We start from the raw sequence: 22585 nt of genomic DNA, 5'->3' as shown, positions 1-22585 counted from the left end.
GATCGGGTTCAGATTACGCGAACGGCTTGCTCGGTCCTACATGTACCCCCTACCTTCGGTGACGTAGGGAACACGCTGCGGAAGCGCACCGCTCCGTCCTGCCGTGACGGCTGCGGCAATGACACCGCGCCTCGGTCCCGACCCCCACATCGCCGAACGGGAGCTGACGTATGCCTGAAGACGAGAACCCCGACTCCTGGGAGTACTCCCTCCACATCCCCAACGACCCGCGTGCCGTGCCCGTCTCGCGCCGGATGATCCGCATCGTCCTCACCGTGCACGGCCTCATCCACCTCGCCGACACCGCCGAACTGCTCGGCGCCGAGCTGATCTCCAACGCCGTACGGCACACCAAGGGACCGGCGGCCCTCCGGGTGCGCTGGCGGGGCGGGGTGCTGCGGATCGGCGCCTGGGACGCCGACCCGGAACCGCCCGACTTCCCGGGTGAGGCGGCCGGCCTCTGCGATCAGGAGGACGGGCGGGGGCTCCTCCTGGTGCGGGCCTGTTCCCAACTGTGGGGGTGGCAGCCGCTGTCCCGGTCCGGCGACCCGGGCAAGTACGTGTGGTGCGAGCTGAGTTCGGCGGCGTGAACGTTTTTCCGCGACTCGAAAGAGTAAACGTCCCCGAATCGCCCGATCGGCCGTCCCTCCGACCCCGCAAGGTGGCGCACATGGTCACATCCACCCACGAGGCATCCCACCGGATCTTCCAGGACCATCCGGAGGTCCTCGCCCCCGTCTTCCAGGCGCTGGGGCTGCCGCCGCCCGCGAAGGCGGAGGTCACCGTCGTCACGCCGGACACGACGGAGATCAAGCCGCTGGAGCGCCGTGTGGACTCGGTGCTGAAGTTCGAGCTCTCCGAGGGGGAGAGCTTCCTGCTCGCCATCGAGGCCCAGACGAAGAAGGCTCCCGACAAGGGCGTCAACTGGGCGTACTACGTCGCCTACCTGCACGCGAAGTTCGGTCTGCCGGTGCTGTTGCTGGCCGTCTGCCGGAAGAGGTCCACCGCGACCTGGGCGGCCGGGCCCTTCGAGTGCCGCGTCAGCACCTGGCAGAGCCAGGTCACGCGCCCGTTCGTGCTGGGGCCGGACACCGTCGCGGAGATCACCGACGAGTCGGAGGTGGCACGGCAGCCCGCGCTGGCGACGTTCTCCGCCATCGTGCACAGCGAGAGCGCGGGCATCGACGCCATACTGAATCTGCTGGCGCGCGGAATGCGGTCGTTCGACCTGCCCACCGTCAAGTACTGGTCCGAGATGCTGGAGATCGGGCTGGATGGCACTCCGGCCCGGGAGACGTGGAGGGAACTGGAGAAAATGGTCGTCACTTACTTCCCGGGCCGGGGCACGGTCTTTGAAGAGGCGTATCTGGAAGGTCAGGCCGAAGGCGAGGTGAAGGGCGAAGCGAAGGGAGAAGCAAAGGGGCAGGCAAAGGGGCAGGCCAAGGGCATCCTGCGGATCCTGGACCTGCGCAACCTGCCCGTTTCCGACGACGCCCGCGAACGCATCACCACATGCACCGACCTAGACCGTCTCGATGACTGGTTGGATCGGGCCGGCACGGTCGAGCGCGCCGAGGACCTGTTCGGCGAGGAATGACGGGGAATGAGGGGCCTCGGGCGGTCACCCGCCCCGCCCGATCGGAATACGTCCGGACGGCGGACGGTTGGAGTCGGGCATGCGCGATGATCCAGAGCAGCCCAGCGGAATCCATCCGCTGCTGGCGGAGCGGTTCAGCCCCACTCGGTTCGACCCGTCGGCCGTCGTCGACGACCACACCCTCGGGCTGCTCCTGGAGGCCGCGCGGTGGGCGCCGTCCGCCGGGAACTCGCAGCCCTGGGCGTTCTTCACCGCGCGGCCGGGTGAGCCCGAGCACGCGCGGGTCGTGCCGCACCTCGCGCCCAGTTCGGCGCGGTGGGCGACGGAGGCGGGCCTCCTCGTCGTCGCCCTGACCCGCCGCCACGTCGACGACTCGGAACTGCTCTACTCCGAGTTCGCCGACTACGACCTCGGCCAGGCCGTCGCCCACCTCACCCTCCAGGCGGCGGCCATGGGGCTGGCCGCGCGTCAGTTCCGCGCCTTCGACCTGGAGGGGCTGACGGAGGAACTGCGTCCCGACGCGGGCTGGTCGATCGTCTCCATGGTCGCCGTGGGCAGGGCCGTCGGCGCGCCGCCGGGGAGCCGTGGCCGGCGTACCGTCTCCGAGCTGCGCTCCGCACCCTGGTCGGCGTCCGCGTCGGAGTAGCTCGGAGTAGCGCTGCTGTCATGACGGGTGGGGCGTGGTCGTGGCGACCAGGTGATCGACGACGTCGGTGAGCCGGCCGCGCCGGCGGTGGGCGGCGCGCTGGGCGTCGGCCCGGCTGCCCTGGGCGCGCAGGCGGGACCAGAGACGGGTGACGAGATCGGCGTCGCCGTGGTGGTGGAGGGCGGGGCGCAGATGCGCCAGCAGCTGTTCGACCTGGGCGGTGGCGGGTACGAGGCGGCCGGTGGCGGGGTCGATGCCCTGCCCGGCGAGACCGTCGCGGGCGGCGCGCCAGCAGGCGGCCCGCAGGAGGTCGGCGGCCGGCTGCGGGGGGCGTTCCCCTGCGCGGACGGCGGCCAGGGCGGTCGCGGTCAGGGCCCTGACGACGCCGGCGACCAGCACCGTGTCCTCCGGGGTGGCCGTCGCGTCGGCCGCCCGGAACTCCAGGGTGGGCACGTGGTGGGAGGGGCGGATGTCCCAGTAGAGACCGCCCCGGTCCATGACGGCCCCGGTGGCGAGGAAGCCGGCGACGAGATCCTCGAAATGCGACGGGGACGCGAAGTACGGCGGCGGGCCCGCGACGGGCCAGCGCCCCCAGGTGGTGGTACGCCAGCTGGCGTAACCGGTGTCCCGGCCGGCCCAGTAGGGCGAGTTCGCCGACAGGGCGATCAGGGCGGGGATCCAGGGGCGGAGGTGGTTGCTGACCTGGAGGGCGGTGGCGAGGTCGGGAACGCCGACGTGGACGTGGCAGGCGCAGGCGATCTGCTCGTCGTCCAGGGCCCTGAACTCGGCGGAACTCCGGGCGTAGCGGGGGCCGTCGGTCAGGGGCGGCGGGCCGGGCGGGGCGATGACGGGGGTGCCGCTGGAGATGACGCGCAGGCCCTCGCGCGCGGCGGCCCGGGCCAGGGCGGCGCGGGTGGAGCGGATCTGGTCGGCGAGGCCGGCGAGGTCGGTGTGGGGGTCGGTACGGGTCTCGACCTGGAAGCGCGTGATCTCCGGGCCGATGCGGTCGCGCAGGTCGCGGGCGGCTCGGGCCACGACGGTCTCGGCGTCGGCACGCAGTTCCCGGGTGACGGGGTCTACCAGGAGGAACTCCTCCTCGGCGCCGACGGTGAGAGGCGCGAGGGGGGTGAGCCGTGCGGCGGGGGCCGGGGATCGCCCCTGGCCGGGCGCGGGTGACGGTGTGACAGCCGGCGTGTGCCCTGTACTCGTCATGGCGGTCATGCTGGCACGGGCGGTGCCCCGGGGGCAGAACGCCAAATGGGCCATTGCCTCCTTCGGACGCGGAAAGGCGTGCGGACGCGGCAGGGGTACGGGACGCCCCTCTAGCGCACGGACCCGCTCGACGGTTCCCAGTCGTCGGTGCCGCCCAGCAGCTCCGTCAGCCGCAGGCCCGGGTCGTCGGCCTCGGCCGCCCAGCGGTCGTAGGTCGCCTCCCGGAACGGGGCCAGCTGGAGCAGCCACGGCAGCCGGTAGCGGTGGGTGAGGCCGGGCTCGCCGGGGGTCGACACGGTGAGCCGCTGGAAGAGGACGCCGCCGCGGTGCCGGACGATGGTGTCGGGGCGGATCACCGTCCGCCGCACGCCGACGGTGAGCACCCGCCGGCCGTCGGTCTCGTCGAGCCGCGCCGGCGTCCCGCCGAGAACGCCGGACCAGATCAGCACGTTGCCCGCCCCCGCTCAGCCGCGTCCGAGCAGCCGTGCCCGGTACAGGTGTACCGTCCCGGCCACCAGGACCAGCTCGGTGACCCACATGCCGGCGAACTCCGTCCAGTCGTCGGGGCCCGCGCTGCCCTGACGGACCGTGACCACGAGGACCAGGCAGCTCCACAGGGCGGCCGGCAGGCCGACGAGCCACAGGTCCTGGGGGCGGGTCGGGCCCGAGCGGCTCACGGCCGGCCGCGGTCGGGGGATCTGGTCCGGCGTGCGGGCCGGCATGGGGACCACGGCGTCACGGGGCACCGCCGCGTCGATGGCCGAGACGCGCTCGGCGGTCACGTCCTTGTAGAGGGTCGGCTCCACCGTCACCGAGAAGCCGTCGGTGCCGGTCAGCGCCCGCGCGCCGTCGGGGCGGACGGTCATCGCGGCGCAGGCGTCGTAGCGGACGGTGACCGGGCCGCCCGGCGTCTGCAGGGTGACCCCGTCCTCGCCGATGACGAGGGTGACCCGGTCGTCCTCCAGAGACGGGTGACCGGTGCCGGTGACGGCCTGCGCCGAGTACTGGGGAGCGAGCGTCAGGCCCGCCCAGTCCACGCCCCGGCCGGGCACCTGCAGCAGGGCCGTCTCCCACGCCTCCCGGGCGACCTCCCGCAGGTCGGTGAGCGTCACCGCGGCCAGCTCGGCCCGGTGCTGCTCGGGGGTGAGCAGCTCGTGCCCCATGAGCAGCGACAGGGCGTACGAGGGGAGGGCGGCGGCGCCGAGGTCGGGGGTGTCGTACTGCTTGAGGAGGCGGGTCCTGGCCGAGTCCAGCTCGGCCTGCTCGATCCGGCCCGCCCGGAGCCTGGCCAGGGTGTCGACGAACCCGCCGACCACCGCGTCCTGCTTCTGCGGCAGCGCGTCCGCGTACGCCGTGATCGTCGCGTGGGTGGTGTCGCGCGGGCTGTAGTCGGCCTCCGCCGAGTAGGAGTAGCCGCCGTCCTGGCGCAGGTCCCGGAACAGGGCCCGGCCGAGGACGTCCGCGAAGACGGTGGCGGCGGTGGAGCGGCGGACCACGGCGGAGAACGCGACGTGGCCGTCGTCGCCGGGTATGTAGGCGGGGGTGACCGGGAGCGCGCTGGTCACCGGGGGCGGCGCCAGGTGCTCCCCGGTGGGGAGGGTGAGGTCGAGGCCGTCGGGTACGCGGTCGCCGGTGAGCCACAGGACCGCGTTCTCGCGGGTGAAGCGGGTCGCCGCCCAGTGGCGCACCTGGTCGGCGGTGAGGGACCAGGTGCCGAGTTCGTTGTAGCTGCACAGGCCGTAGCCCTGGGCGCCGTAGCGCCACAGCGGCAACTGGGCGAGCGGGCCGGTGCCCCGGCCGGCCGCCTCGGTGCGCAGGATCTCCTTCTCCGTCTCCAGCCGCTCCAGCGGCAGCTCGCGCAGGCCCGCGCACACGGCGTTCAGGTAGGCGACGACCTCGTCCTCGTCGCCGGTGACGTGGAAGAGGGTGTACGCGTTCGCCGTCCTGCCGTTGTAGTGCAGGTCGGTCAGGCCCAGCCGGTGCAGGGCGAGATGCTCGACCAGGTGGGTGAGGCCGGCCGTGGCCAGCGTCTCGTCGGCGCGGCCCACCCGGAAGAAGAGGCCGGCGGTGATCTCGCCGGTGCGCGGGGCGTACAGGGTGCGGACGCCCTGCGTGGTGGTGTGGGAGATCAGGCCGGACAGGGCGTCGAGCGCGCCGGAGGCGGGTGCGGCGGGTTCGGTGCGCGGGTCGGTGGTCATGTCGCTCTCGGCTCCCCTCAGGCCGCCGCCGACAGGGCGGACTTGCGGAACTTGCGGAAGGCCGTCCCGGCGTCGGACAGGTACCGCCACGGATGGTCGGACGCGCGGTCGCCGAGGAACGCGAAGTGCGGGGCCGCGTCCGCGAAGTGGCCGCCGAGGGAGAAGGCCATCGCGAACGCGCTGTGGGCGCCGACCGAGTCCCAGCCGGGCCGGTGGGCGGGGTGCAGCACGGACACCTGGGCGGCGTTGCGCAGGTCGTCGCGCACCGGGACGCCGCGCAGGTAGGCCCGGCCCTCCAAGTCCTCCAGGTCCAGCCACTGTTCGAGGTGCGCCTGGGCCACCAGTGCGGCGTTGACCGCGCCGTCGGGAGCCGCGACGGCGCACTCCCGGGCGAAGGCGTGCGCCGCCTCCCAGGAGCCGCCCCACTTCGGGCACAGCTGCTGGAGCAGCCGGCTCTGGGCCGCGTACGGGTGCGGGTGGTGGGCGCGCAGCCGGTCGTAGCGGCGGCGGGCCTCCGCCTGACCCAGGCCCAGCCCGAGCGCCGTGAGCAGGCGGGCGGTCCAGGCGGGGGCGTACGCGGGCTGCTCGGCGCACACCTCGATGAGGAGCAGTTCCGCCCGGCGCAGCCAGTCGTGGAACCGGTCGAACTGCTCCCGCGAGACGTGTTCGGCGGTGGCCCGGCCGCGGACCTGCCAGCCGATCTGGATGTAGCGCTCGGCGAGCAGGGTGCGGGGGAGCGGGTCGGCGGGGAGGTCGGCGGCCGCCTTCTCCAGGAACGTCTCCACGCCGGGGACCTCGGCCAGGGCACTGGCGGCCGTGACGAGTTGGTCGGCCGACTCCAGACGGGTGAGGCGGGCCCGTACCGCCGGCCAGTCGCCCGCCCGGGCCGCGGTGCGCAGCGGGACCAGCTCCGGCACGTTGTCGAACGGGTCGAAGGTCGGCTTCCTTCCCCCACCCCGGCCGGGCGTGCCGTCGGGTCTGTGGCCGTCGCCGGTGCCGCTCATCTCCGCCCCCCTGGCGCCTTGAGTGTGGATCAGCCGCCGCAGGCTAGCAGGAGGGTCCGACAGCGGCCGTAGGGTGCACCGCATGAGCATCATCGGGGTTGGTATCGACGTCGCCGAGATCGAGCGGTTCGGCACGTCGCTGGAGCGGACGCCCGGGCTGGCGCGGCGGTTGTTCCTCGACGCGGAACTGCTGCTGCCCAGTGGGGAACGGCGGGGCGTGGCCTCGCTGGCCGCCCGGTTCGCGGCGAAGGAAGCCCTGGCCAAGGCGCTGGGGGCGCCGGCCGGGCTGCTGTGGACCGACGCGGAGGTGTGCGTCGAGGAGAGCGGGCAGCCCCGGCTGCGGGTGCGCGGGACGGTGGCGGCCCGGGCCGAGGAGCTGGGGGTGCGGAGCTGGCACGTGTCGTTGAGCCACGACGCGGGGATCGCGTCCGCGGTGGTGGTGGCCGAGGGGTAGGGCCCCTCGCGGGGGCTGTCGGTGGGCGCCGGCCGGTGCGGGGCGTTCGTGGCCGATCGCGCGGTTCCCCGCGCCCCCGGGCGGGGTGGTGTTTGACTGGGCTTCATGCGTACTGCCTATTCCGTGGAGACCGTGCGGGCCGCCGAGCGGGAGCTGATGGCACGGCTCCCCGACGGGGCGTTGATGCAGCGGGCCGCCGCCGGTCTGGCCGCCGCCTGCGCCGGGGTGCTGGGGCGGGTGTACGGGCGTCGGGTCGTGCTGCTCGTGGGCAGCGGGGACAACGGCGGCGACGCGCTGTTCGCCGGGGCGCGGCTGGCGCGGCGCGGCGCCGGGGTGACCGCCGTCCTGCTGTCACCCGAACGGGCGCACGGCGCGGGACTCGCGGCGCTGCGGCGGTCCGGGGGCGTCACCGTCGCCGCCGAGGGCGGCGAAGCGGCCGTCCGGCGGGCGGATCTCGTGGTCGACGGGATCGTCGGCATCGGCGGCAGGGGCGGGCTGCGGCCGGAGGCCGCCGCGCTGGCCGCGTGTGCCGCCGGCTCGCCGGCCACCGTGGTCGCCGTGGACCTGCCGAGCGGGGTCGAGGCGGACACCGGAGAGGTGCGCGGTCAGGCCGTCCGGGCCGACCTGACCGTCACCTTCGGCACGCACAAGCCGGGCCTGCTGGTCGACCCCGCCCGGGAGTACGCCGGGTCCGTGCGGCTGGTGGACATCGGGCTCGGCCTGTCCGGCGAGCGGGCCGTGCTGGAGGCGCTCCAGCACGCGGACGTGGCGCGGCTGCTGCCGGTGCCGGGCGCCGAGAGCGACAAGTACCGGCGGGGCGTCGTGGGCGTCGCCGCCGGGTCGGACCGCTACCCGGGAGCCGCCGTGCTCGCGGTCGCCGGGGCGCTGCGCGGCGGGGCGGGGGCCGTACGGTACGTCGGTCCCGCGCGGGACGCGGTGATCGCCCGGTTCCCGGAGACGCTGGTGTCCGACCAGGGGCCGCGGCGCGCCGGGCGGGTGCAGGCGTGGGTCGTCGGGCCGGGCGCCGGGGACGACGCGGACACCGTGGGCCAGGTGGTCGCCGCCGAGGTGCCGGTGCTGATCGACGCGGACGGGCTGCGGCTCGCCGACCGGGCCGCGGTGCGCGCGCGGACCGCGCCGACGCTGATGACCCCGCACGCCGGTGAGGCGGCCGCGCTGCTCGGCGTCGCCCGCGAGGAGGTCGAGGCGGGCCGGCTGGCGGCCGTACGGGAACTCGCGGCGGCGTACGGGGCGACCGTGCTGCTGAAGGGTTCGACGACGGTGGTGGCCGGGCCCGGCGGGGAACCGGTCCGGGTGAACCCCACCGGAACCCCGTGGCTCGCCACCGCGGGCAGCGGCGACGTGCTCTCCGGCCTCGCCGGCTCCCTGCTGGCGGCGGGTCTGAGGGCCCGCGACGCCGGCAGCGTCGCCGCCTACCTGCACGGCCTCGCGGCCCGCCTGGCGGCGGCGGGCGCACCGGTCGGGGCCCACGACGTGGCGGCGGCGGTACCCAGGGCCTGGCGAGACGTACGGCGGTGACTCACGCGACCTTGCGCGGGCCTGCCGCGACTCACGCGCGCGTGCGCGGCACTGCGGAGCCGTACCAGGCACAGAGCTTGGTGCCGTGCGACTCACGCGCGCGTGCGCGGCACTGGCTCGTCCCCGCCGTCGGGCGCCGCTCGCGCCGGAGACTCACCCGCGTGTGCCCGCGGAACCGCCGGATGCCGTTGCACCCGGGCACAGGAGCCCTGCGCCACGGCCGCCGCCGGAGGCCTCTGAGACACTGGGCGCGATGAGTGAGACTGCACGACTGACAAGCGCGCCGTCGCGCGCCCGGGCCGAGATCGATCTGGCGGCGCTGCGGGCCAATGTGCGCGCCCTGCGCGCCAAGGCGCCCGGGGCGGCCTTCATGGCCGTGGTGAAGGCCGACGGGTACGGGCACGGGGCGCTGCCGTGCGCCCGGGCCGCGGTCCAGGCCGGCGCCGGCTGGATCGGCACCGCCACGCCCGAGGAGGCCCTCGCGGTGCGGGCCGGCGCGGGGCTGCCCGCCGACGTGCGGATCATGTGCTGGCTGTGGACGCCGGGCGGGCCGTGGCAGGAGGCGGTCGAGGCGGACCTCGACGTGTCCGTGAGCGCCCTGTGGGCCCTGCGGGAGGCCGTCGACGGAGCCCGGCGCGCCGGACGGCCGGCGCGCGTGCAGCTCAAGGCCGACACCGGTCTCGGGCGGGGCGGCTGCCAGCCCGGGGACTGGGACGAACTCGTCGGCGAGGCGCTGCGCGCAGAGGCGGACGGGCTGATCCGGATCACCGGCCTGTGGTCGCACTTCGCCTGCGCCGACGAGCCGGGGCACCCCTCCATCGCCGCCCAGCTCACCCGCTTCCGCGAGATGACCGGACACGCCGAGCGGCGGGGCGTGCGGCCCGAGGTGCGGCACATCGCCAACTCGCCCGCCACGCTGACCCTCCCGGAGAGCCACTTCGACCTGGTCCGGCCGGGCATCGCCATGTACGGACTGTCGCCCGCGCCGGCCCTCGGCAGCTCCGCCGACCTGGGACTGCGCCCGGTCATGACGCTCACCGCCTCGCTCGCCCTGGTCAAGCGCGCCCCGGGCGGGCACGGGGTGAGCTACGGACACCACTACGTCACCCCCGGCGCGACCACCCTCGGCCTGGTCCCGCTCGGCTACGCCGACGGGGTGCCCCGGCACGCCTCCGGCGCCGGCCCGGTGCTGGTCGACGGCAAGTGGCGGACCGTCGCCGGGCGGATCGCGATGGACCAGTTCGTCGTCGACCTGGGCGGTGACACGCCCGAGGCGGGCACCGAGGCGGTGCTGTTCGGGCCGGGCGACCGGGGCGAGCCGACCGCCGAGGACTGGGCGCAGGCCGCGGGCACCATCGGATACGAGATCGTCACGCGCATCGGTCCACGCGTTCCCCGCGTCCATGTGAACGAGGGCCCCGAGGGGTAACCGCGGGACAGGGCGGCACCGCCGCGGTGGGCGGCAGGCAGCAGTGGTCAGGAGGACCGGTACGTGAGCGAGAGCAGCGCGGAGGCGGTGGCGGACGTCGCGACGGCGGCCGTCGTGGCCGCCTCCGCCGCGGAGGCGGGCGGCTGGCGCCGGGCGACCGGCATCGCCGGCGCCGCGATAGGCGTGATCGCCGCGGGCGCGGCGGCGGGCGTGGCCATCGAACGGATGACCGTGGGCCGGGGCATGCGGCAGAAGGCGCGGCTCGCGCTGGACTCCGCCGGACCCTTCGGCGCGCTGCGCGGCACGCCGGGCAAGGCGTACGCCGACGACGGCACCGAGCTGTACTACGAGGTCGACGAGGTCGAGCCGGACGCCCCGCTGGGCGGCCGCCGGCGCCGGCTGTTCGGCCGCAAGGCGCCCGCTCCGGTCACCGTCGTCTTCAGCCACGGCTACTGCCTCAGCCAGGACTCCTGGCACTTCCAGCGGGCGGCGCTGCGCGGGGTCGTCCGGACCGTGTACTGGGACCAGCGCAGCCACGGGCGCTCCGGGCGGACGGCCGAGGAGGACGGGCCGCCGGTCACCATCGACCGGCTGGGCCAGGACCTGAAGGCCGTGCTCGACGCGGCCGCGCCCGAGGGGCCGATCGTGCTCGTCGGGCACTCCATGGGCGGGATGACCATGATGGCGCTGGCCGCGCAGTGCCCCGAGCTGATCCGGAAGCGGGTGGTCGCCACCGCCTTCGTCGGCACGTCGTCCGGGCGGCTCGGCGAGGTCAACTTCGGGCTGCCGGTCGCCGGCGTCAACGCGGTGCGCCGGGTCCTGCCCGGGGTGCTGCGGGCGATGGGGCGGCAGGCGGCGCTGGTGGAGAAGGGGCGGCGGGCCACGGCCGACCTGTTCGCCGGGGTCATCAAGCGGTACTCGTTCGCCTCCCGCGAGGTGGACCCGGCGGTCGCCCGGTTCGCCGAGCGGATGATCGAGGGCACGCCCATCGACGTCGTCGCCGAGTTCTACCCGGCGTTCACCGACCACGACAAGACGGACGCGCTGGCCTGCTTCCGGGACATGCCGGTGCTGGTGCTCGCCGGGATCGGCGACCTGGTCACGCCGAGCGAGCACAGCGAGGCCATCGCCGACCTGCTGCCCGACGCCGAGCTGGTGCTCGTACCGGACGCCGGGCACCTGGTGATGCTGGAACACCCGGAAGTGGTCACCGACCGGCTCGCCGACCTGCTCACCCGCGCGGGTGCCGTACCCGCAGGGGCTACCGTGGGGGGCTATGGAAGCACCAGCACCGCACACCCGCACTGAGACCGAGCTGACCGTCACCTCGCCCGAGCAGATGCGGGAACTGGGCCGCCGGCTCGCCGAGCTGCTGCGCGCCGGGGACCTCGTGATGCTCAGCGGTGAGCTGGGCGCGGGCAAGACGACGCTGACGCGCGGGCTCGGCGAGGGGCTGGGCGTGCGGGGGGCGGTCACCTCACCGACGTTCGTGATCGCCCGGGTGCACCCGTCCCTCGGGGACGGCCCGCCGCTGGTCCACGTCGACGCCTACCGGCTGTCCGGCGGACTCGACGAGATGGAGGACCTGGACCTCGACGTGTCGCTGCCCGAGTCGGTGATCGTCGTGGAGTGGGGCGAGGGCAAGGTCGAGGAGCTGACCGACGACCGGCTGCAGGTCGTCATCCACCGGGCCGTCGGCGACACCACCGACGAGGTGCGGCGGATGACGCTGACCGGGATCGGCGAGCGGTGGGCGGCGGCGGACCTGAGCGCGCTGTCCGCCTGAGGGTTCCTTCGCGGGTTCCTCGGGGAGGAGGTCGGCCCGGCCTCGCTCCGACAGGCTGTCGGCAAAACGTTGCGCCGGGTGTGCCGGGCGTGGTCCTATGGTACCCAGCTCGTGGTTAGGTTTGCCTAACCGCTCCCGCCCCCGCCCTTCAGGAGGCGTCCATGACCGCTCCCTCAGCCGTCTCCATGAGCGACCTGCTGGCCTCCTGCGCGGCGGCGGAAGCGGTCTCGCGGCCCCCCGCCGCGCCGGCCGCCCCCGCCGGGGCGGCATCCGAGGGTGCGGCCGAGTCGCCGTGCGGCTCCGCCGCATGGGCGAGACCGGCCACGACGCTGCGGCACCCGAAGGGCGACGCCACCCGGCACCTCCCGCGCAGCGCCTGACGTGCCAGGGCCCTGACGGGTCTGTGCCCTGACGGGTCAGCGACCGATGGGCCTGTGCCCTGACGGGCCAGTCCCTGACGGGCCAGCGTCCGACGGACAAGTGGCCTGACGGACCAGCGGCTGACGGGCCTGTGCCCGGCGGGCCAGCGCCTAACGGATCACCACCACCCGCTGCCTGATCGTCGCGAAGTCCCACATCACCGCCCCGTCCTCCCGGGTCTCACGGATCGCCCCGGTCCGCAGCGTGCGCAGCGGCGGCTCCGTGGACCCGCTCACCGCCGCGCTGAACCCGACGGCCAGCCCGTCGACGCTGGTGAAGCGGACGACGTGCTCCACGGGGGCGCCGTCGGTGCCGGTGACGGCGACCGCCCGCGAGGTGACCCGGTAGCCGCCCGGCGCCGGCTCCACGGTGCCGGGGTACACCCGGAAGGTCCGCACCACCTCGCCGTCCGAGCCGACCAGCCACACCCGGTCGCCGCCCAGCGAGTACACGACCCGGCGACCCGTGCCGGACCGCGCCGGAAGCGCGGCCGGGTCCCGCTCGCGCGGCGCCCTGACCGCGGCCGCCCCGGCGGCGTCGCCACCGGCGGGCGCCCCGGCGAGCCGCTCCGGGGCGTTCTCGGCGGCCTGCCACGCCAGGAAGCCGACCGTCGCCAGGGCCGCCGCGGTGAGCCCGGCCACGCATGCCGAGCTGCTGCCTGCCACCCGCACCCACCTCACATATCGCGTCGTACGTCCGTTTTGCGCCGACGGTAGCAGCAGCCGCCGGAGCGACCTGTGCGGCTGTCCGGCGGCCCCGGGACCCGTAGGCTGTTCGCGTGCTCTTGCTCGCTCTGGATACCGCCACCCCCGCCGTCACCGTCGCGCTGCACGACGGGACGGACGTCGTCGCCTCGTCGAGCCAGGTGGACGCCCGCCGCCACGGCGAGCTGCTGCTGCCGGCCGTGGACCGGGTCCTCGCCGAGGCGGGGACCGGGCTCGACGCCGTCACCGGCATCGTCGTCGGCGTCGGCCCCGGCCCGTACACCGGGCTGCGCGTCGGGCTGATGACCGCCGACACGTTCGGCCTCGCGCTCGGCGTCCCCGTGCACGGCGTGTGCACGCTCGACGGCCTCGCCCTCGCCTCCGATCTCGACGGCCCGTTCGTCGTGGCGACCGACGCCCGGCGCAAGGAGGTCTACTGGGCGACCTACGCCGACGCGCGCACCCGGCTCACCGGGCCCGCCGTGGACCGGCCCGCCGACATCGCGGAGCGGGTCGCGGGGCTGCCCGCCGTCGGGGCGGGCGCGCTGCTCTACCCGGACACCTTCCCGGCCGTGCACGAGCCGGAGCACGTCTCCGCCGCCGCGCTGGCCCGGCTGGCCGCCGAACGGCTGGCCGCCGGGGCGGAACTGGAGGCACCCCGGCCGCTGTACCTGCGCCGGCCGGACGCCCAGGTCCCCAAGAACTACAAGGTGGTCACCCCCAAGTGACGGACACCGCCGCGACCTTCCGCCTGCGCGAGATGCGCTGGTGGGACATCGACCCCGTGCTGGTACTGGAGAAGGACCTGTTCCCCGAGGACGCCTGGTCCCGGGGCATGTTCTGGTCCGAGCTGGCGCACGCGCGCGGCCCCGAGGCGAGCCGGCGGTATCTCGTCGCCGAACTGCCCGACGGCCGCCTCGTCGGATACGCCGGGCTGGCCGCCGCCGGCGGCACCGGTGACGTGCAGACCATCGCCGTGGCCCGCGACCAGTGGGGCACCGGGCTCGGCGGGCTGCTGCTCACCGAACTGCTGCGGGCGGCGACGGCCTTCGAGTGCGCCGAGGTCATGCTCGAGTGCCGGATCGACAACGTCCGCGCCCAGAAGCTGTACGAGCGGTTCGGTTTCGAGCCGATCGGCTTCCGGCGCGGCTACTACCAGCCGGGGAACGTGGACGCGCTGATCATGCGCCTGACCGACCCCACCACATCCGTACGAGGAACCGAGATCAATGGCTGACGAACCCCTGGTCCTGGGGATCGAGACCTCCTGCGACGAGACCGGCGTCGGCATCGTGCGCGGCACCACCCTGCTGGCCGACGCCGTCGCGTCCAGCGTCGACGAACACGCCCGCTTCGGCGGGGTCGTCCCCGAGGTGGCCTCCCGGGCCCATCTGGAGGCGATGGTGCCGACCATCGACCGTGCGCTGAAGGAAGCCGGGGTCACGGCCCGCGACCTCGACGGCATCGCCGTGACCGCCGGCCCCGGCCTCGCCGGCGCGCTGCTGGTCGGGGTGTCGGCGGCGAAGGCGTACGCCTACGCGCTGGGCAAGCCGCTGTACGGCGTCAACCACCTCGCCTCCCACATCTGCGTGGACCAGCTGGAGCACGGCCCGCTGCCGGAGCCGACGATGGCGCTGCTGGTGTCCGGCGGCCACTCCTCGCTGCTGCTGTCGTCCGACATCACCTCCGACGTCCGGCCGATGGGGTCCACCATCGACGACGCGGCCGGCGAGGCCTTCGACAAGATCGCGCGGGTGCTGGACCTGGGCTTCCCCGGCGGTCCCGTCATCGACCGGTACGCCCGGGAGGGCGACCCCGAGGCGATCGCCTTCCCGCGCGGCCTGACCGGGCCGCGCGATCCGGCGTACGACTTCTCCTTCTCCGGGCTGAAGACGGCCGTGGCCCGCTGGATCGAGGCGCGGCGGGCGGCGGGGGAGGAGGTGCCGGTGCGCGACGTGGCGGCCTCCTTCCAGGAGGCGGTGGTCGACGTGCTGACCCGCAAGGCCGTGCGGGCCTGCAAGGACGAGGGCGTCGACCATCTGATGATCGGCGGCGGCGTCGCGGCCAACTCCCGGCTGCGGGCGCTCGCCCAGGAGCGGTGCGAGCGGGCCGGGATCCGGCTGCGGGTGCCGCGCCCCAAGCTGTGCACGGACAACGGGGCGATGGTGGCGGCGCTGGGCGCGGAGATGGTGGCGCGGAACCGGCCGGTGTCCGACTGGGAGCTGTCGGCCGACTCGTCGCTGCCGGTGACGGACCCGCACGTGCCGGGGAACGGGACCGGCCACGACCACGTGCACGAGGCCGGCGAGGAGAACCTGTACGCATGACCGTGGCGTTGATGTGGGAGGCACGGGCGGTCGCGGGCCGCGGCCCGGAGCTGCTGGCCTGGGCCCGACGGCAGCGGCTGGCCGCTCCGCCGCTGCGCCGCGAGACGTTCCACGCCCCGGGCGACCGGGTCCTCGTCATCAGCTGGTGGGACGCGGACATGGACGCCGAACTGCCCGAACTGCCCGAGCCGGAGGGCCGTCTGGTGAGCCGTCCGGTGCACCGGTGGCGGTTCGAGTCGGCCGGCACGGACTGAGGGCCGTCAGGGCCGCGTCGTCTCCGCCTCCAGGGAGGCGCGGGTCGCGGTGCCGTACACCCCGGACTCCTCCGTCAGCAGGAGGCGGGTGAACTGGTAGGAGCGGACGGCGTTCGCCACGTCGTCGTCGTAGGCGCCGTCGGCCTCGCCGCGGTAGAAGCCGATCTGGGCGAGGCGGAGCTGGAGCTCGGTGACTTCCGGGCCGCTGTCGCCGGGGCGCAGGACCGTCGGCGGGACCGCGGTCGGCGTCGCCTCGTCGCTGGGCGGCTGCTGTGTCGGACCCGGCGTGAGGGTGGGGGCCGTCGCGCCGGGGGACGGGGCCGGGCCGCCGCTCGGTGCGCGGCTCGACGCCGAGGGGCCGGCCGCCGACGGGCTCGGCGCGGCCTGTGCGGCGCTCGTGACCGGCGCGGGGGCCGGAGCGGCCTCCCCGGACGCCGACGTGGCGCCGGGCACGGGCGCCCGGCCGTCCTCGGGCGCCGTACGGTGAGAGGGCCCCTCGTACCGCAGCACCGCGACGAGCGTCGCCGCCGTCAGCGCCGCCATCCCCACCGCCACCAGGGCCGGCACCCGTCCCCGTGACCGCGCCCGGCGCCCGTCCTCGGGGGCGCCGCCCTGCCGGGTCCCGCCGCCTTCACGTGCCGTGGCGCCTGTCCGGGTCCCCCCGTCGGTCTCCTCGGGGCCGCTGGTCTCCCCCGTCCCGCCGCGTTCGGTCTCCGGGGTGGCTTCCCCGGCTTCCTCGGCGCCGCCCTCCCCGGTCCGCCCGCCGGTCCGCGTGTCCTCGCCCGGACCGGGTGCCCGGCCGGGGCCGGTGTCCTCGCCCGAACCGGTCTCCTCGCCCGAACCGGTCTCCTCGCCGGTCTCCGGGGCCGGGTCCGTCTCCGTCGTCCGGGACGTTCCCCCGTCGGGCGCCGCGTCCCCGTCCGGCAGGTGCACGAACGGGCGTATGCGCACCGGGTCGAAGTCCTCCGCTGCCGCCGCCTGGGCCGTGCGCTCGCTGCGGTGGGCGTCGGAGGCCAGGCGGGGGCAGGCGCAGGTCGGGGCGGCTCGGTGGGATCGGGGCGCGCCGCATAACGGGCAGACCCGGCCGGTTGGTTCGCTCATCTGCAGCACCTCTCCATGAGGGCTCCAGATTTTATTCATGCTTGAACCAGAGGGTTCCGGTTGTGGTCCCCCGCGAGACTACGTCACGTCCGTGTCGCAGTGCAGCCGCCGTTCCGCGCCCAACTCGCGGACGGGGCCGACGAGTTGGATGGCGGACCGGTGCCGGATGTCGGCGCTGGACGCACCCAGCCGCAGTTCCAGCGCTCCCGGCTCCACGATCCGGCGGCCGTCCCGGTCCGTGAACGCCGACAGGTCCGCGTGGAAACGGAACGACACCCGGCGCGCCTGGCCGGGCGCCAGCTCCAGCCGCCGGTAGCCGATCAGCCGCACGTCGGGCCGGGTCACCGAGGCGACCGGGTCGTGCAGGTAGAGCTGGACCACCTCGGCACCGGCCCGGTCACCCGTGTTGCGGACGGTCACCGCGAGGTCGTGGGAGCCGTCGGTCGGGATGTCCGCCGTACCGGCCGCCTCGAAGTCCTCCCAGGCGAAGGTGGTGTACGAGCGCCCGTGGCCGAAGGGGTACAGCGGCGTCGGGTCCAGGTTGCTGACCTCGCCCGCGAGGCCCAGCGGCGGCTGGAGGTACGTCCACGGCTGGCCCCCTGGCACGCGCGGCACGCTCACCGGGAGCCGGCCGGACGGGGTGACGCGGCCCGACAGCACCCCCGCGACCGCCGGACCGCCCTCCTCCCCCGGGAAGAACGCCTGGACGACGGCGCCCAGCCGGCCGTGCCAGCGGCCCAGCGCGTAGGGGCGGCCGGTCAGCAGCAGCAGCACCACCGGCACCCCGGTGGCCACCAGCGCGTCCAGCAGCTCCCCCTGCGCGCCCGGAAGTCCCAGGTCGGTGACGTCGCAGCCCTCCCCGGAGGTGCCCCGCCCGAAGAGGCCCGCCCGGTCGCCCAGCACCGCCACGCACACGTCCGCCTCGGCGGTCCGGGCGACGGCCTCCTCGAAGCCGGCGGTGTCCGGGTCGCGGACACCGCACCCGTGCGCGAACGCCACCTTCGCGTCGGGCAGTTCCGCGCGCAGCGACTCCAGCACGGTGGGGATCTCGATGCCCAGGTCCACCTCCGGGTGACGGGGCAGGACGTGGGAGGGGAAGGAGTAGCAGCCCAGCATGGCGAGCGCGTCCGCCGCGCGCGGGCCCACCACCGCGATCCGGGTGTCCGGGGCCAGCGGGAGGACCCCGTCGGGATTGTCCAGCAGGACCACCGACTGCTCGGCCAGCCGCCGGGCCACCGCCCGGTTGGCGGCCGAGTCCAGGTCCACCGACTCCGGGGCCTCCGGCCGCCAGTCCTCGTCCAGCAGGCCCAGCTCGCACTTCTGCAGCAGCACCCGGCGGGCCGCCCGGTCGACCAGCTCCCGGGGGATCCGGCCCTCCCGTACGGCCGCCAGCAGGGGCTCGCCGTAGCACTTCAGGGTGGGCAGTTCCACGTCGATGCCGGCCTCCAGAGCCAGCCGGGCCGCCTCCTCGGGGCTGCCCGCGACCCGGTGCAGGGTCTCGAGGAAGCCGATGCCGAAGTAGTCGGCGACCACCGTGCCGGTGAAGCCCCACTCCTCGCGCAGCAGGCGGGTGAGCAGCTCCGGGTCGGCGGAGGCGGGGACGCCGTCGCGCTCGGTGTAGGCGGCCATCACCGAGCGGGCGCCGCCCTCGCGCAGCGCCATCTCGAACGGCGGCAGGGTGACGTCCGCGAACTCCCGGGTGCCGGCCCGCACGGGGGCGAGGTTGCGGGCGCCCGCCGACGAGGCGTACCCGGCGAAGTGCTTCAGCGTGGCGACCACGCCCGCCGACTCCAGGCCCCGCACATAGGCCGCGCCGACCGTGCCGACGAGGTACGGGTCCTCGCCGATGGTCTCCTCCACCCTGCCCCAGCGCGGATCGCGTACGACGTCCAGCACGGGCGCGAGCCCCTGGTGGACGCCGACCGAGCGCAGGTCGTGCCCGATGCGGCGGGCCATCTCCTCCACCAGCGGCGGATCGAACGCCGCACCCCAGGCGAGCGGCACCGGATACGCCGTGGCCCGCCAGGCGGTGAACCCGGCCAGGCACTCCTCGTGGGCGACCGCCGGGATGCCGAACCGGCCCGCCTCGACGATCCGGCGCTGGGCGCGGGCGAGGGCCCGGGCGCCCAGGCCGGGGTCCACGGGCGCGGTGCCGAAGGAGCGGGTGAGCTGGCCGAGCCCCTGCCCGATCAGCTCGTCCCAGTCGTAGTCGGTGGTCATGTCGTGCTGGTGCGGGGCGACGCCGCCGCCGTCCGTCTCGGCGCCCACCCACACGCCGTACAGCTGGGCGGTCCGCTCCTCCGGGGTCATCCGGGCGAGGAGGTCGTCGACACGGGCGGCGGCGGGCAGGGCGGGGTCACGCCAGGGGGCGGTGGTCATGAAGCTCCAGTCCCGGTTCGAATGTTTCGTAAGTCAATTCGAATGTTCCGGGAACCTATGGTGCCGTGCGGGGTTCGTCAAGAGGCCGCGTATGGATACGATCGCCGCCATGACACCCTCCGAGTCCGCTGAAAAGCGCGCGCAGACCGCGACCCTGGCGGAGATCGCCCGCGAGGCCGGCGTCTCGGCGCCGACTGTTTCGAAGGTCCTCAACGGGCGTGCCGACGTCGCCCCGGCCACGCGCAGCCGCGTCGAGGAGCTGCTGCGCGCCCACGGCTACCGGCGCCGGCGGGCCGAGGCGACCCGCTCCCCGCTCATCGACCTGGTCTTCCACGAGCTGGAGAGCGCCTGGGCGATGGAGGTCATCCGGGGCGTGGAGAACGTCGCCCGGGACGCGGGGCTCAGCGTGGTGCTGAGCGAGAGCGCCGGACGGCTGACCCCCGGGCGGACGTGGGCCGACCAGGTCGCCGCGCGCCGCCCGCACGGCGTGGTGCTGGTGCTCTCGGGGCTGGACCACTCCCAGCGGGCGCTGCTGACCAGCCGGTCCATCCCGTTCGTGGTGATGGACCCGGCCGGGGACCCGGGGGCGGACGTGCCGTCCATCGGCGCCACCAACTGGCAGGGCGGGCTCGCCGCCACCCGGCACCTGGTCGAGCTCGGCCACCGGCGGATCGGCGCCATCAGCGGTCCGCCGCAGATGATGTGCAGCCGGGCCCGCATCGACGGCTACCGGGCCGCGCTGGAGACCGCCGGGCTGCCGGTCGACCCCGGGCTGGTGAAGACCGGTGACTTCCACCACGAGACCGGCTACCGGCTCGGCCGCGAGCTGCTGGCCCGCCCCGACCGGCCCACCGCCGTCTTCGCCGGCAACGACCTCCAGGCCCTCGGGCTGTACGAGGCCGCGCGCGAGCTGGGGCTGCGCATCCCGGAGGACCTCAGCGTGGTCGGCTTCGACGACCTGCCGGTGGCCCGCTGGGTGGGGCCGCCGCTGACGACCGTACGGCAGCCGCTGACCGAGATGGCCGAGGCGGCGGCCCGGCTGGTGCTGGAACTCGGGCGGTCGTCGGGTGAGGACGAACCGGCGGCGACCCGGGTCGAGTTGGCGACCAGTCTGGTGGTGCGTACGAGTACGGGGGCGCCGCCGCTGGCCGGAAGTTGACGTTCTGACGGGCGTGGCGGACCGCCTCGCCCTCCGTCAGAGTAAATCGGTTGTCAGGTCGAAACTTTCGATAGCCGGGGCTGTGAGCGCCTGACTCCGTCGCGACCGGGAAGGCCGGTCGGCGGTCACGGCGCCCGGACCGCCGGCCCGGTGCTCCTCAGGGGAGCAGGCCGGCGACGACCTTGCGCACCTGCTCGGCGACGTCGTAGGCCGCGGTCGTCTCCTCCCAGTGGTCCGCCAGTGCCGCCAACCGGGGCAGTTCCCCGGCGTCCTCCGGGGTGAGCAGGGAGGCGAACAAGGGCCGCCGGCCGGGATCGGCGGCACGGCGCGCCTCGGCCCGCGCGAAGACCAGCGCCCCGTAGACGACGTACCAGATGGTCCGGTACGCGTGCACGGCCTGCTCGGGGGTCAGCCCGCAGGCGACGCACGAGTCGACGATCTCCTCCGTCATCCACAGCGCGCCCTTGTCGGTGAGGTCGCCCAGGCCCAGCACGTCGACGACCCAGTCCATCTCCCGCAGCACGCCGTGCATGTGGACGGCCGTGGCGACGATCCGCGCGCGGGGGTCCTCGGGCAGGTCCGGGCGCGGCACGGTCGCCGCCGTCCCCGACAGGGTCAGCATCAGCAGCTCGTCCTTGTCGCGCACGTGGTGGTAGAGCGCCATCGGGGTGGCGCCGACCTCCTTGGCGACCCGGCGCATGGACAACGCGGCCACGCCCTCCTCCTGAAGGATGCGCCGGGCCACGTCCACGATCTGCCGCCGCTCGATCCGGCGGGGCCGGCCGACCGCCCGCTTCTCTCCGTTGGCTGTCACCCGAGCATTCTCCACGGCCGCCTCGGGGCGGTTTTCCGTACGCGTATAGCAATTTTCTATACGCGTATATTAATCTCGTCGTCATGTCGAACTCCCGGACGAACCCATCCCGTTGGTTACTCCCGGTGCTGCTCACCGTGCAGTTCCTGGTCTCCCTCGACGTGTCCGTCGTCAACATCGCCCTGCCGGACATCGGCAGCGGCCTCGGCTTCGCGCCCGCCTCGCTGGCCTGGGTCGTCAACGCCTACGCGCTGACCTTCGGCGGACTGCTGATGCTCGGCGGCCGGCTCGCCGACGTCGCGGGGCGGCGCCGGATGCTGGTGGCCGGCTTCGCCGTGTTCGGCGCCGCGAGCCTGGCCGGCGGGCTCGCCCAGGCGCCCGGCCAGCTCATCGCCGCACGGGCGGTGCAAGGGGCCGGCGCCGCCGCCCTCGCGCCGGTCGCCCTCGCCCTCATCACCGTCACCTACGCACCGGGGCGGGCCCGTTCCCGTGCCCTCGGACTGTGGGGCGCGGCCGGCGCGGTCGGCGGAGCCGTCGGGGTGCTGGCCGGCGGGCTGCTCACCGACTGGGCCGGCTGGCGCTCGGTGATGCTGGTCAACGTGCCGGTGGTGGCCGCCGCGCTGGCCGTGACCGGGCGCGCGGTACGCGGCGACGGCCGACCCGACGCGGCGGACCGCCCGCGCCTGGACCTCGTCGGCGCGCTGCTCGTCACCGCCGGGACCGCACTGCTCGTCCTCGGCCTCGCCCAGACCGAGTCCCACGGCTGGAGCTCATGGCGGTCGACCGGCGTACTGCTCGCCGCCGGGCTGCTGCTCACGGCCTTCACCGTCACCGAGATCCGGGTCCGCCACCCCCTGCTCCGCCTCGGACTGCTCGCCGACGGCCCGGTCCTCGCCGCGAACGTCTTCGCGCTGCTGATGTCGGCCGGCCAGTTCGCCGCCTTCTACTTCACCTCCCTGTACGTGCAGCGGGTGCTCGGCTACGGCCCCACGGCGGCCGGCGCCGCCTTCCTGCCCTTCTGCGCGGGCATCGTCGTCGGCACGGCGGTCGCGACCCGCCTGATGGGCCGCCTCGGCGTCGGCCGACTGCTGACGGCCGGCGGCCTGCTCGGCGCGACCGGACTCGCCCTGTGGGCGCTGACGGTGTCGGCGGACGGCGGCTACGCGCTCTCGGTGCTGCTGCCCTCCCTCGTCACCAGCGTCGGCACCGGCATGTGCTTCGTCCCCCTCGGCACGGCGGCCACCGACGGCGTCGCCCCGGCGGAGACCGGCATGGCGTCGGGCCTGCTGAACACCTCCCGCCAACTCGGCGGCGCCATCGGCCTGGGCGTCCTGGTCACCGTCGCCGCGGCCCGGTACGCCACGAGCGATCCCCAGGCACTCGTCGACGGCTACCGCACCGCGTACTGGGCCGCGGCGGCCCTCATGACGGCGGCCGCCGCGGCAGCCGGCCTGCTGACCGCCGGGCGCTCCACGGGGTCCGGCGGCCCGAGACCCGACGAACGGCGCCGAGGTACCGAACTGGCCGGCCGCCGCTAAGAGCTCGTAACACGATCACGCTGC

At 75.0% G+C, this 22585-nt stretch carries 23 protein-coding genes; 15 read left to right on the top strand and 8 right to left on the bottom strand.

Annotated elements, in window-relative coordinates; translation table 11 throughout:
• The first annotated feature begins 170 nt into the window (after positions 1-170).
• The 3 genes from AC3ET3_RS02765 (at position 171) to AC3ET3_RS02755 (ending at position 2243) form a co-directional block, all read left to right on the top strand.
• A complete protein-coding gene (locus AC3ET3_RS02765) occupies positions 171-590 on the top strand; it encodes an ATP-binding protein (RefSeq protein WP_435611561.1) in 420 nt (139 codons plus the stop codon).
• Between the two features lie 80 nt (positions 591-670).
• Positions 671-1597, top strand: a complete 927-nt coding sequence (locus AC3ET3_RS02760; protein ID WP_432155423.1) for a hypothetical protein — start codon at positions 671-673, stop codon at positions 1595-1597.
• Positions 1598-1676: 79 nt separating this feature from the next.
• Positions 1677-2243, top strand: a complete 567-nt coding sequence (locus AC3ET3_RS02755) for a nitroreductase family protein (protein WP_435611560.1) — start codon at positions 1677-1679, stop codon at positions 2241-2243.
• Positions 2244-2261: 18 nt separating this feature from the next.
• On the opposite strand, the gene AC3ET3_RS02750 is transcribed toward AC3ET3_RS02755, so the two are convergent.
• The 4 genes from AC3ET3_RS02750 to AC3ET3_RS02735 form a co-directional block, all read right to left on the bottom strand.
• Complete coding sequence (locus tag AC3ET3_RS02750) at positions 2262-3455, bottom strand: carboxylate-amine ligase (RefSeq protein WP_432155422.1); 1194 nt, start codon at positions 3453-3455, stop codon at positions 2262-2264.
• A gap of 110 nt (positions 3456-3565) precedes the next feature.
• Positions 3566-3904 carry a hypothetical protein gene (locus AC3ET3_RS02745; RefSeq protein ID WP_432134987.1) on the bottom strand — a complete coding sequence of 113 codons (339 nt, stop codon included), beginning with the start codon at positions 3902-3904 and terminating at the stop codon, positions 3566-3568.
• A gap of 15 nt (positions 3905-3919) precedes the next feature.
• Positions 3920-5653, bottom strand: a complete 1734-nt coding sequence (locus AC3ET3_RS02740) for a M16 family metallopeptidase (protein WP_435611559.1) — start codon at positions 5651-5653, stop codon at positions 3920-3922.
• A gap of 17 nt (positions 5654-5670) precedes the next feature.
• Positions 5671-6657: a hypothetical protein gene (locus AC3ET3_RS02735; protein WP_432155420.1), complete on the bottom strand. Its 987-nt coding sequence runs from the start codon at positions 6655-6657 to the stop codon at positions 5671-5673.
• A gap of 82 nt (positions 6658-6739) precedes the next feature.
• Between AC3ET3_RS02735 and AC3ET3_RS02730 the strand changes: the two genes are divergently transcribed.
• The 6 genes from AC3ET3_RS02730 (at position 6740) to AC3ET3_RS02705 (ending at position 12245) form a co-directional block, all read left to right on the top strand.
• The gene (locus AC3ET3_RS02730) at positions 6740-7111 is read left to right on the top strand and encodes a holo-ACP synthase (protein WP_432155419.1); all 372 of its coding nucleotides are present in this window, start codon (positions 6740-6742) and stop codon (positions 7109-7111) included.
• A 105-nt stretch (positions 7112-7216) separates the two neighbouring features.
• Entirely contained in the window at positions 7217-8650 is a 1434-nt protein-coding gene (locus tag AC3ET3_RS02725) for an NAD(P)H-hydrate dehydratase (RefSeq protein WP_435611558.1), read from the top strand.
• Positions 8651-8903: 253 nt separating this feature from the next.
• Positions 8904-10079 (top strand): alanine racemase, encoded by a 1176-nt coding sequence (gene alr / locus AC3ET3_RS02720; protein WP_432134982.1) that lies wholly within the window; start codon positions 8904-8906, stop codon positions 10077-10079.
• A gap of 63 nt (positions 10080-10142) precedes the next feature.
• Positions 10143-11387: an alpha/beta fold hydrolase gene (locus AC3ET3_RS02715; protein ID WP_432155417.1), complete on the top strand. Its 1245-nt coding sequence runs from the start codon at positions 10143-10145 to the stop codon at positions 11385-11387.
• Positions 11356-11865: a tRNA (adenosine(37)-N6)-threonylcarbamoyltransferase complex ATPase subunit type 1 TsaE gene (gene tsaE, locus AC3ET3_RS02710; RefSeq protein ID WP_432134980.1), complete on the top strand. Its 510-nt coding sequence runs from the start codon at positions 11356-11358 to the stop codon at positions 11863-11865. The genes AC3ET3_RS02715 and tsaE overlap by 32 nt, the downstream gene beginning before the upstream one ends.
• 161 nt (positions 11866-12026) lie before the next feature.
• Positions 12027-12245, top strand: a complete 219-nt coding sequence (locus tag AC3ET3_RS02705) for a hypothetical protein (RefSeq protein ID WP_432134979.1) — start codon at positions 12027-12029, stop codon at positions 12243-12245.
• 150 nt (positions 12246-12395) lie between these two features.
• On the opposite strand, the gene AC3ET3_RS02700 is transcribed toward AC3ET3_RS02705, so the two are convergent.
• Complete coding sequence (locus AC3ET3_RS02700; protein ID WP_432155416.1) at positions 12396-12950, bottom strand: hypothetical protein; 555 nt, start codon at positions 12948-12950, stop codon at positions 12396-12398.
• A gap of 113 nt (positions 12951-13063) precedes the next feature.
• Here AC3ET3_RS02700 and tsaB point away from each other — a divergent pair, with 113 nt between their 5' ends.
• From tsaB to AC3ET3_RS02680, 4 genes are read left to right on the top strand one after another with little or no spacing between them, the layout of a single operon-like run.
• Positions 13064-13717, top strand: coding sequence for a tRNA (adenosine(37)-N6)-threonylcarbamoyltransferase complex dimerization subunit type 1 TsaB (gene tsaB, locus AC3ET3_RS02695; RefSeq protein WP_432134977.1), 654 nt, complete (start codon positions 13064-13066; stop codon positions 13715-13717).
• A gap of 32 nt (positions 13718-13749) precedes the next feature.
• Entirely contained in the window at positions 13750-14226 is a 477-nt protein-coding gene (gene rimI, locus AC3ET3_RS02690; RefSeq protein ID WP_432135030.1) for a ribosomal protein S18-alanine N-acetyltransferase, read from the top strand.
• Positions 14219-15316, top strand: a complete 1098-nt coding sequence (tsaD, locus tag AC3ET3_RS02685; RefSeq protein ID WP_435611557.1) for a tRNA (adenosine(37)-N6)-threonylcarbamoyltransferase complex transferase subunit TsaD — start codon at positions 14219-14221, stop codon at positions 15314-15316. The genes rimI and tsaD overlap by 8 nt, the downstream gene beginning before the upstream one ends.
• The gene (locus AC3ET3_RS02680; RefSeq protein WP_432134975.1) at positions 15313-15570 is read left to right on the top strand and encodes a hypothetical protein; all 258 of its coding nucleotides are present in this window, start codon (positions 15313-15315) and stop codon (positions 15568-15570) included. Before tsaD ends, AC3ET3_RS02680 begins: the two co-directional genes overlap by 4 nt.
• A 6-nt stretch (positions 15571-15576) precedes the next feature.
• On the opposite strand, the gene AC3ET3_RS02675 is transcribed toward AC3ET3_RS02680, so the two are convergent.
• Both AC3ET3_RS02675 and AC3ET3_RS02670 read right to left on the bottom strand, forming a co-directional pair.
• Positions 15577-16671, bottom strand: coding sequence for a peptidoglycan-binding domain-containing protein (locus AC3ET3_RS02675; RefSeq protein WP_435611556.1), 1095 nt, complete (start codon positions 16669-16671; stop codon positions 15577-15579).
• Between the two features lie 78 nt (positions 16672-16749).
• A complete protein-coding gene (locus AC3ET3_RS02670) occupies positions 16750-19050 on the bottom strand; it encodes a beta-xylosidase/alpha-l-arabinosidase (RefSeq protein ID WP_432155413.1) in 2301 nt (766 codons plus the stop codon).
• 109 nt (positions 19051-19159) lie between these two features.
• On the opposite strand from AC3ET3_RS02670, the gene AC3ET3_RS02665 reads away from it, so the two are divergent.
• Positions 19160-20209, top strand: a complete 1050-nt coding sequence (locus AC3ET3_RS02665) for a LacI family DNA-binding transcriptional regulator (RefSeq protein WP_432134972.1) — start codon at positions 19160-19162, stop codon at positions 20207-20209.
• A gap of 157 nt (positions 20210-20366) precedes the next feature.
• On the opposite strand, the gene AC3ET3_RS02660 is transcribed toward AC3ET3_RS02665, so the two are convergent.
• Positions 20367-21023: a TetR/AcrR family transcriptional regulator gene (locus AC3ET3_RS02660; RefSeq protein ID WP_435611555.1), complete on the bottom strand. Its 657-nt coding sequence runs from the start codon at positions 21021-21023 to the stop codon at positions 20367-20369.
• Positions 21024-21106: 83 nt separating this feature from the next.
• Between AC3ET3_RS02660 and AC3ET3_RS02655 the strand changes: the two genes are divergently transcribed.
• Positions 21107-22561, top strand: a complete 1455-nt coding sequence (locus AC3ET3_RS02655) for an MFS transporter (protein WP_435611554.1) — start codon at positions 21107-21109, stop codon at positions 22559-22561.
• Positions 22562-22585: the final 24 nt, after the last annotated feature.

The organism is Streptomyces sp. bgisy159 (assembly GCF_057707805.1).
This window is presented reverse-complemented; position numbering and strand designations above follow the sequence as displayed.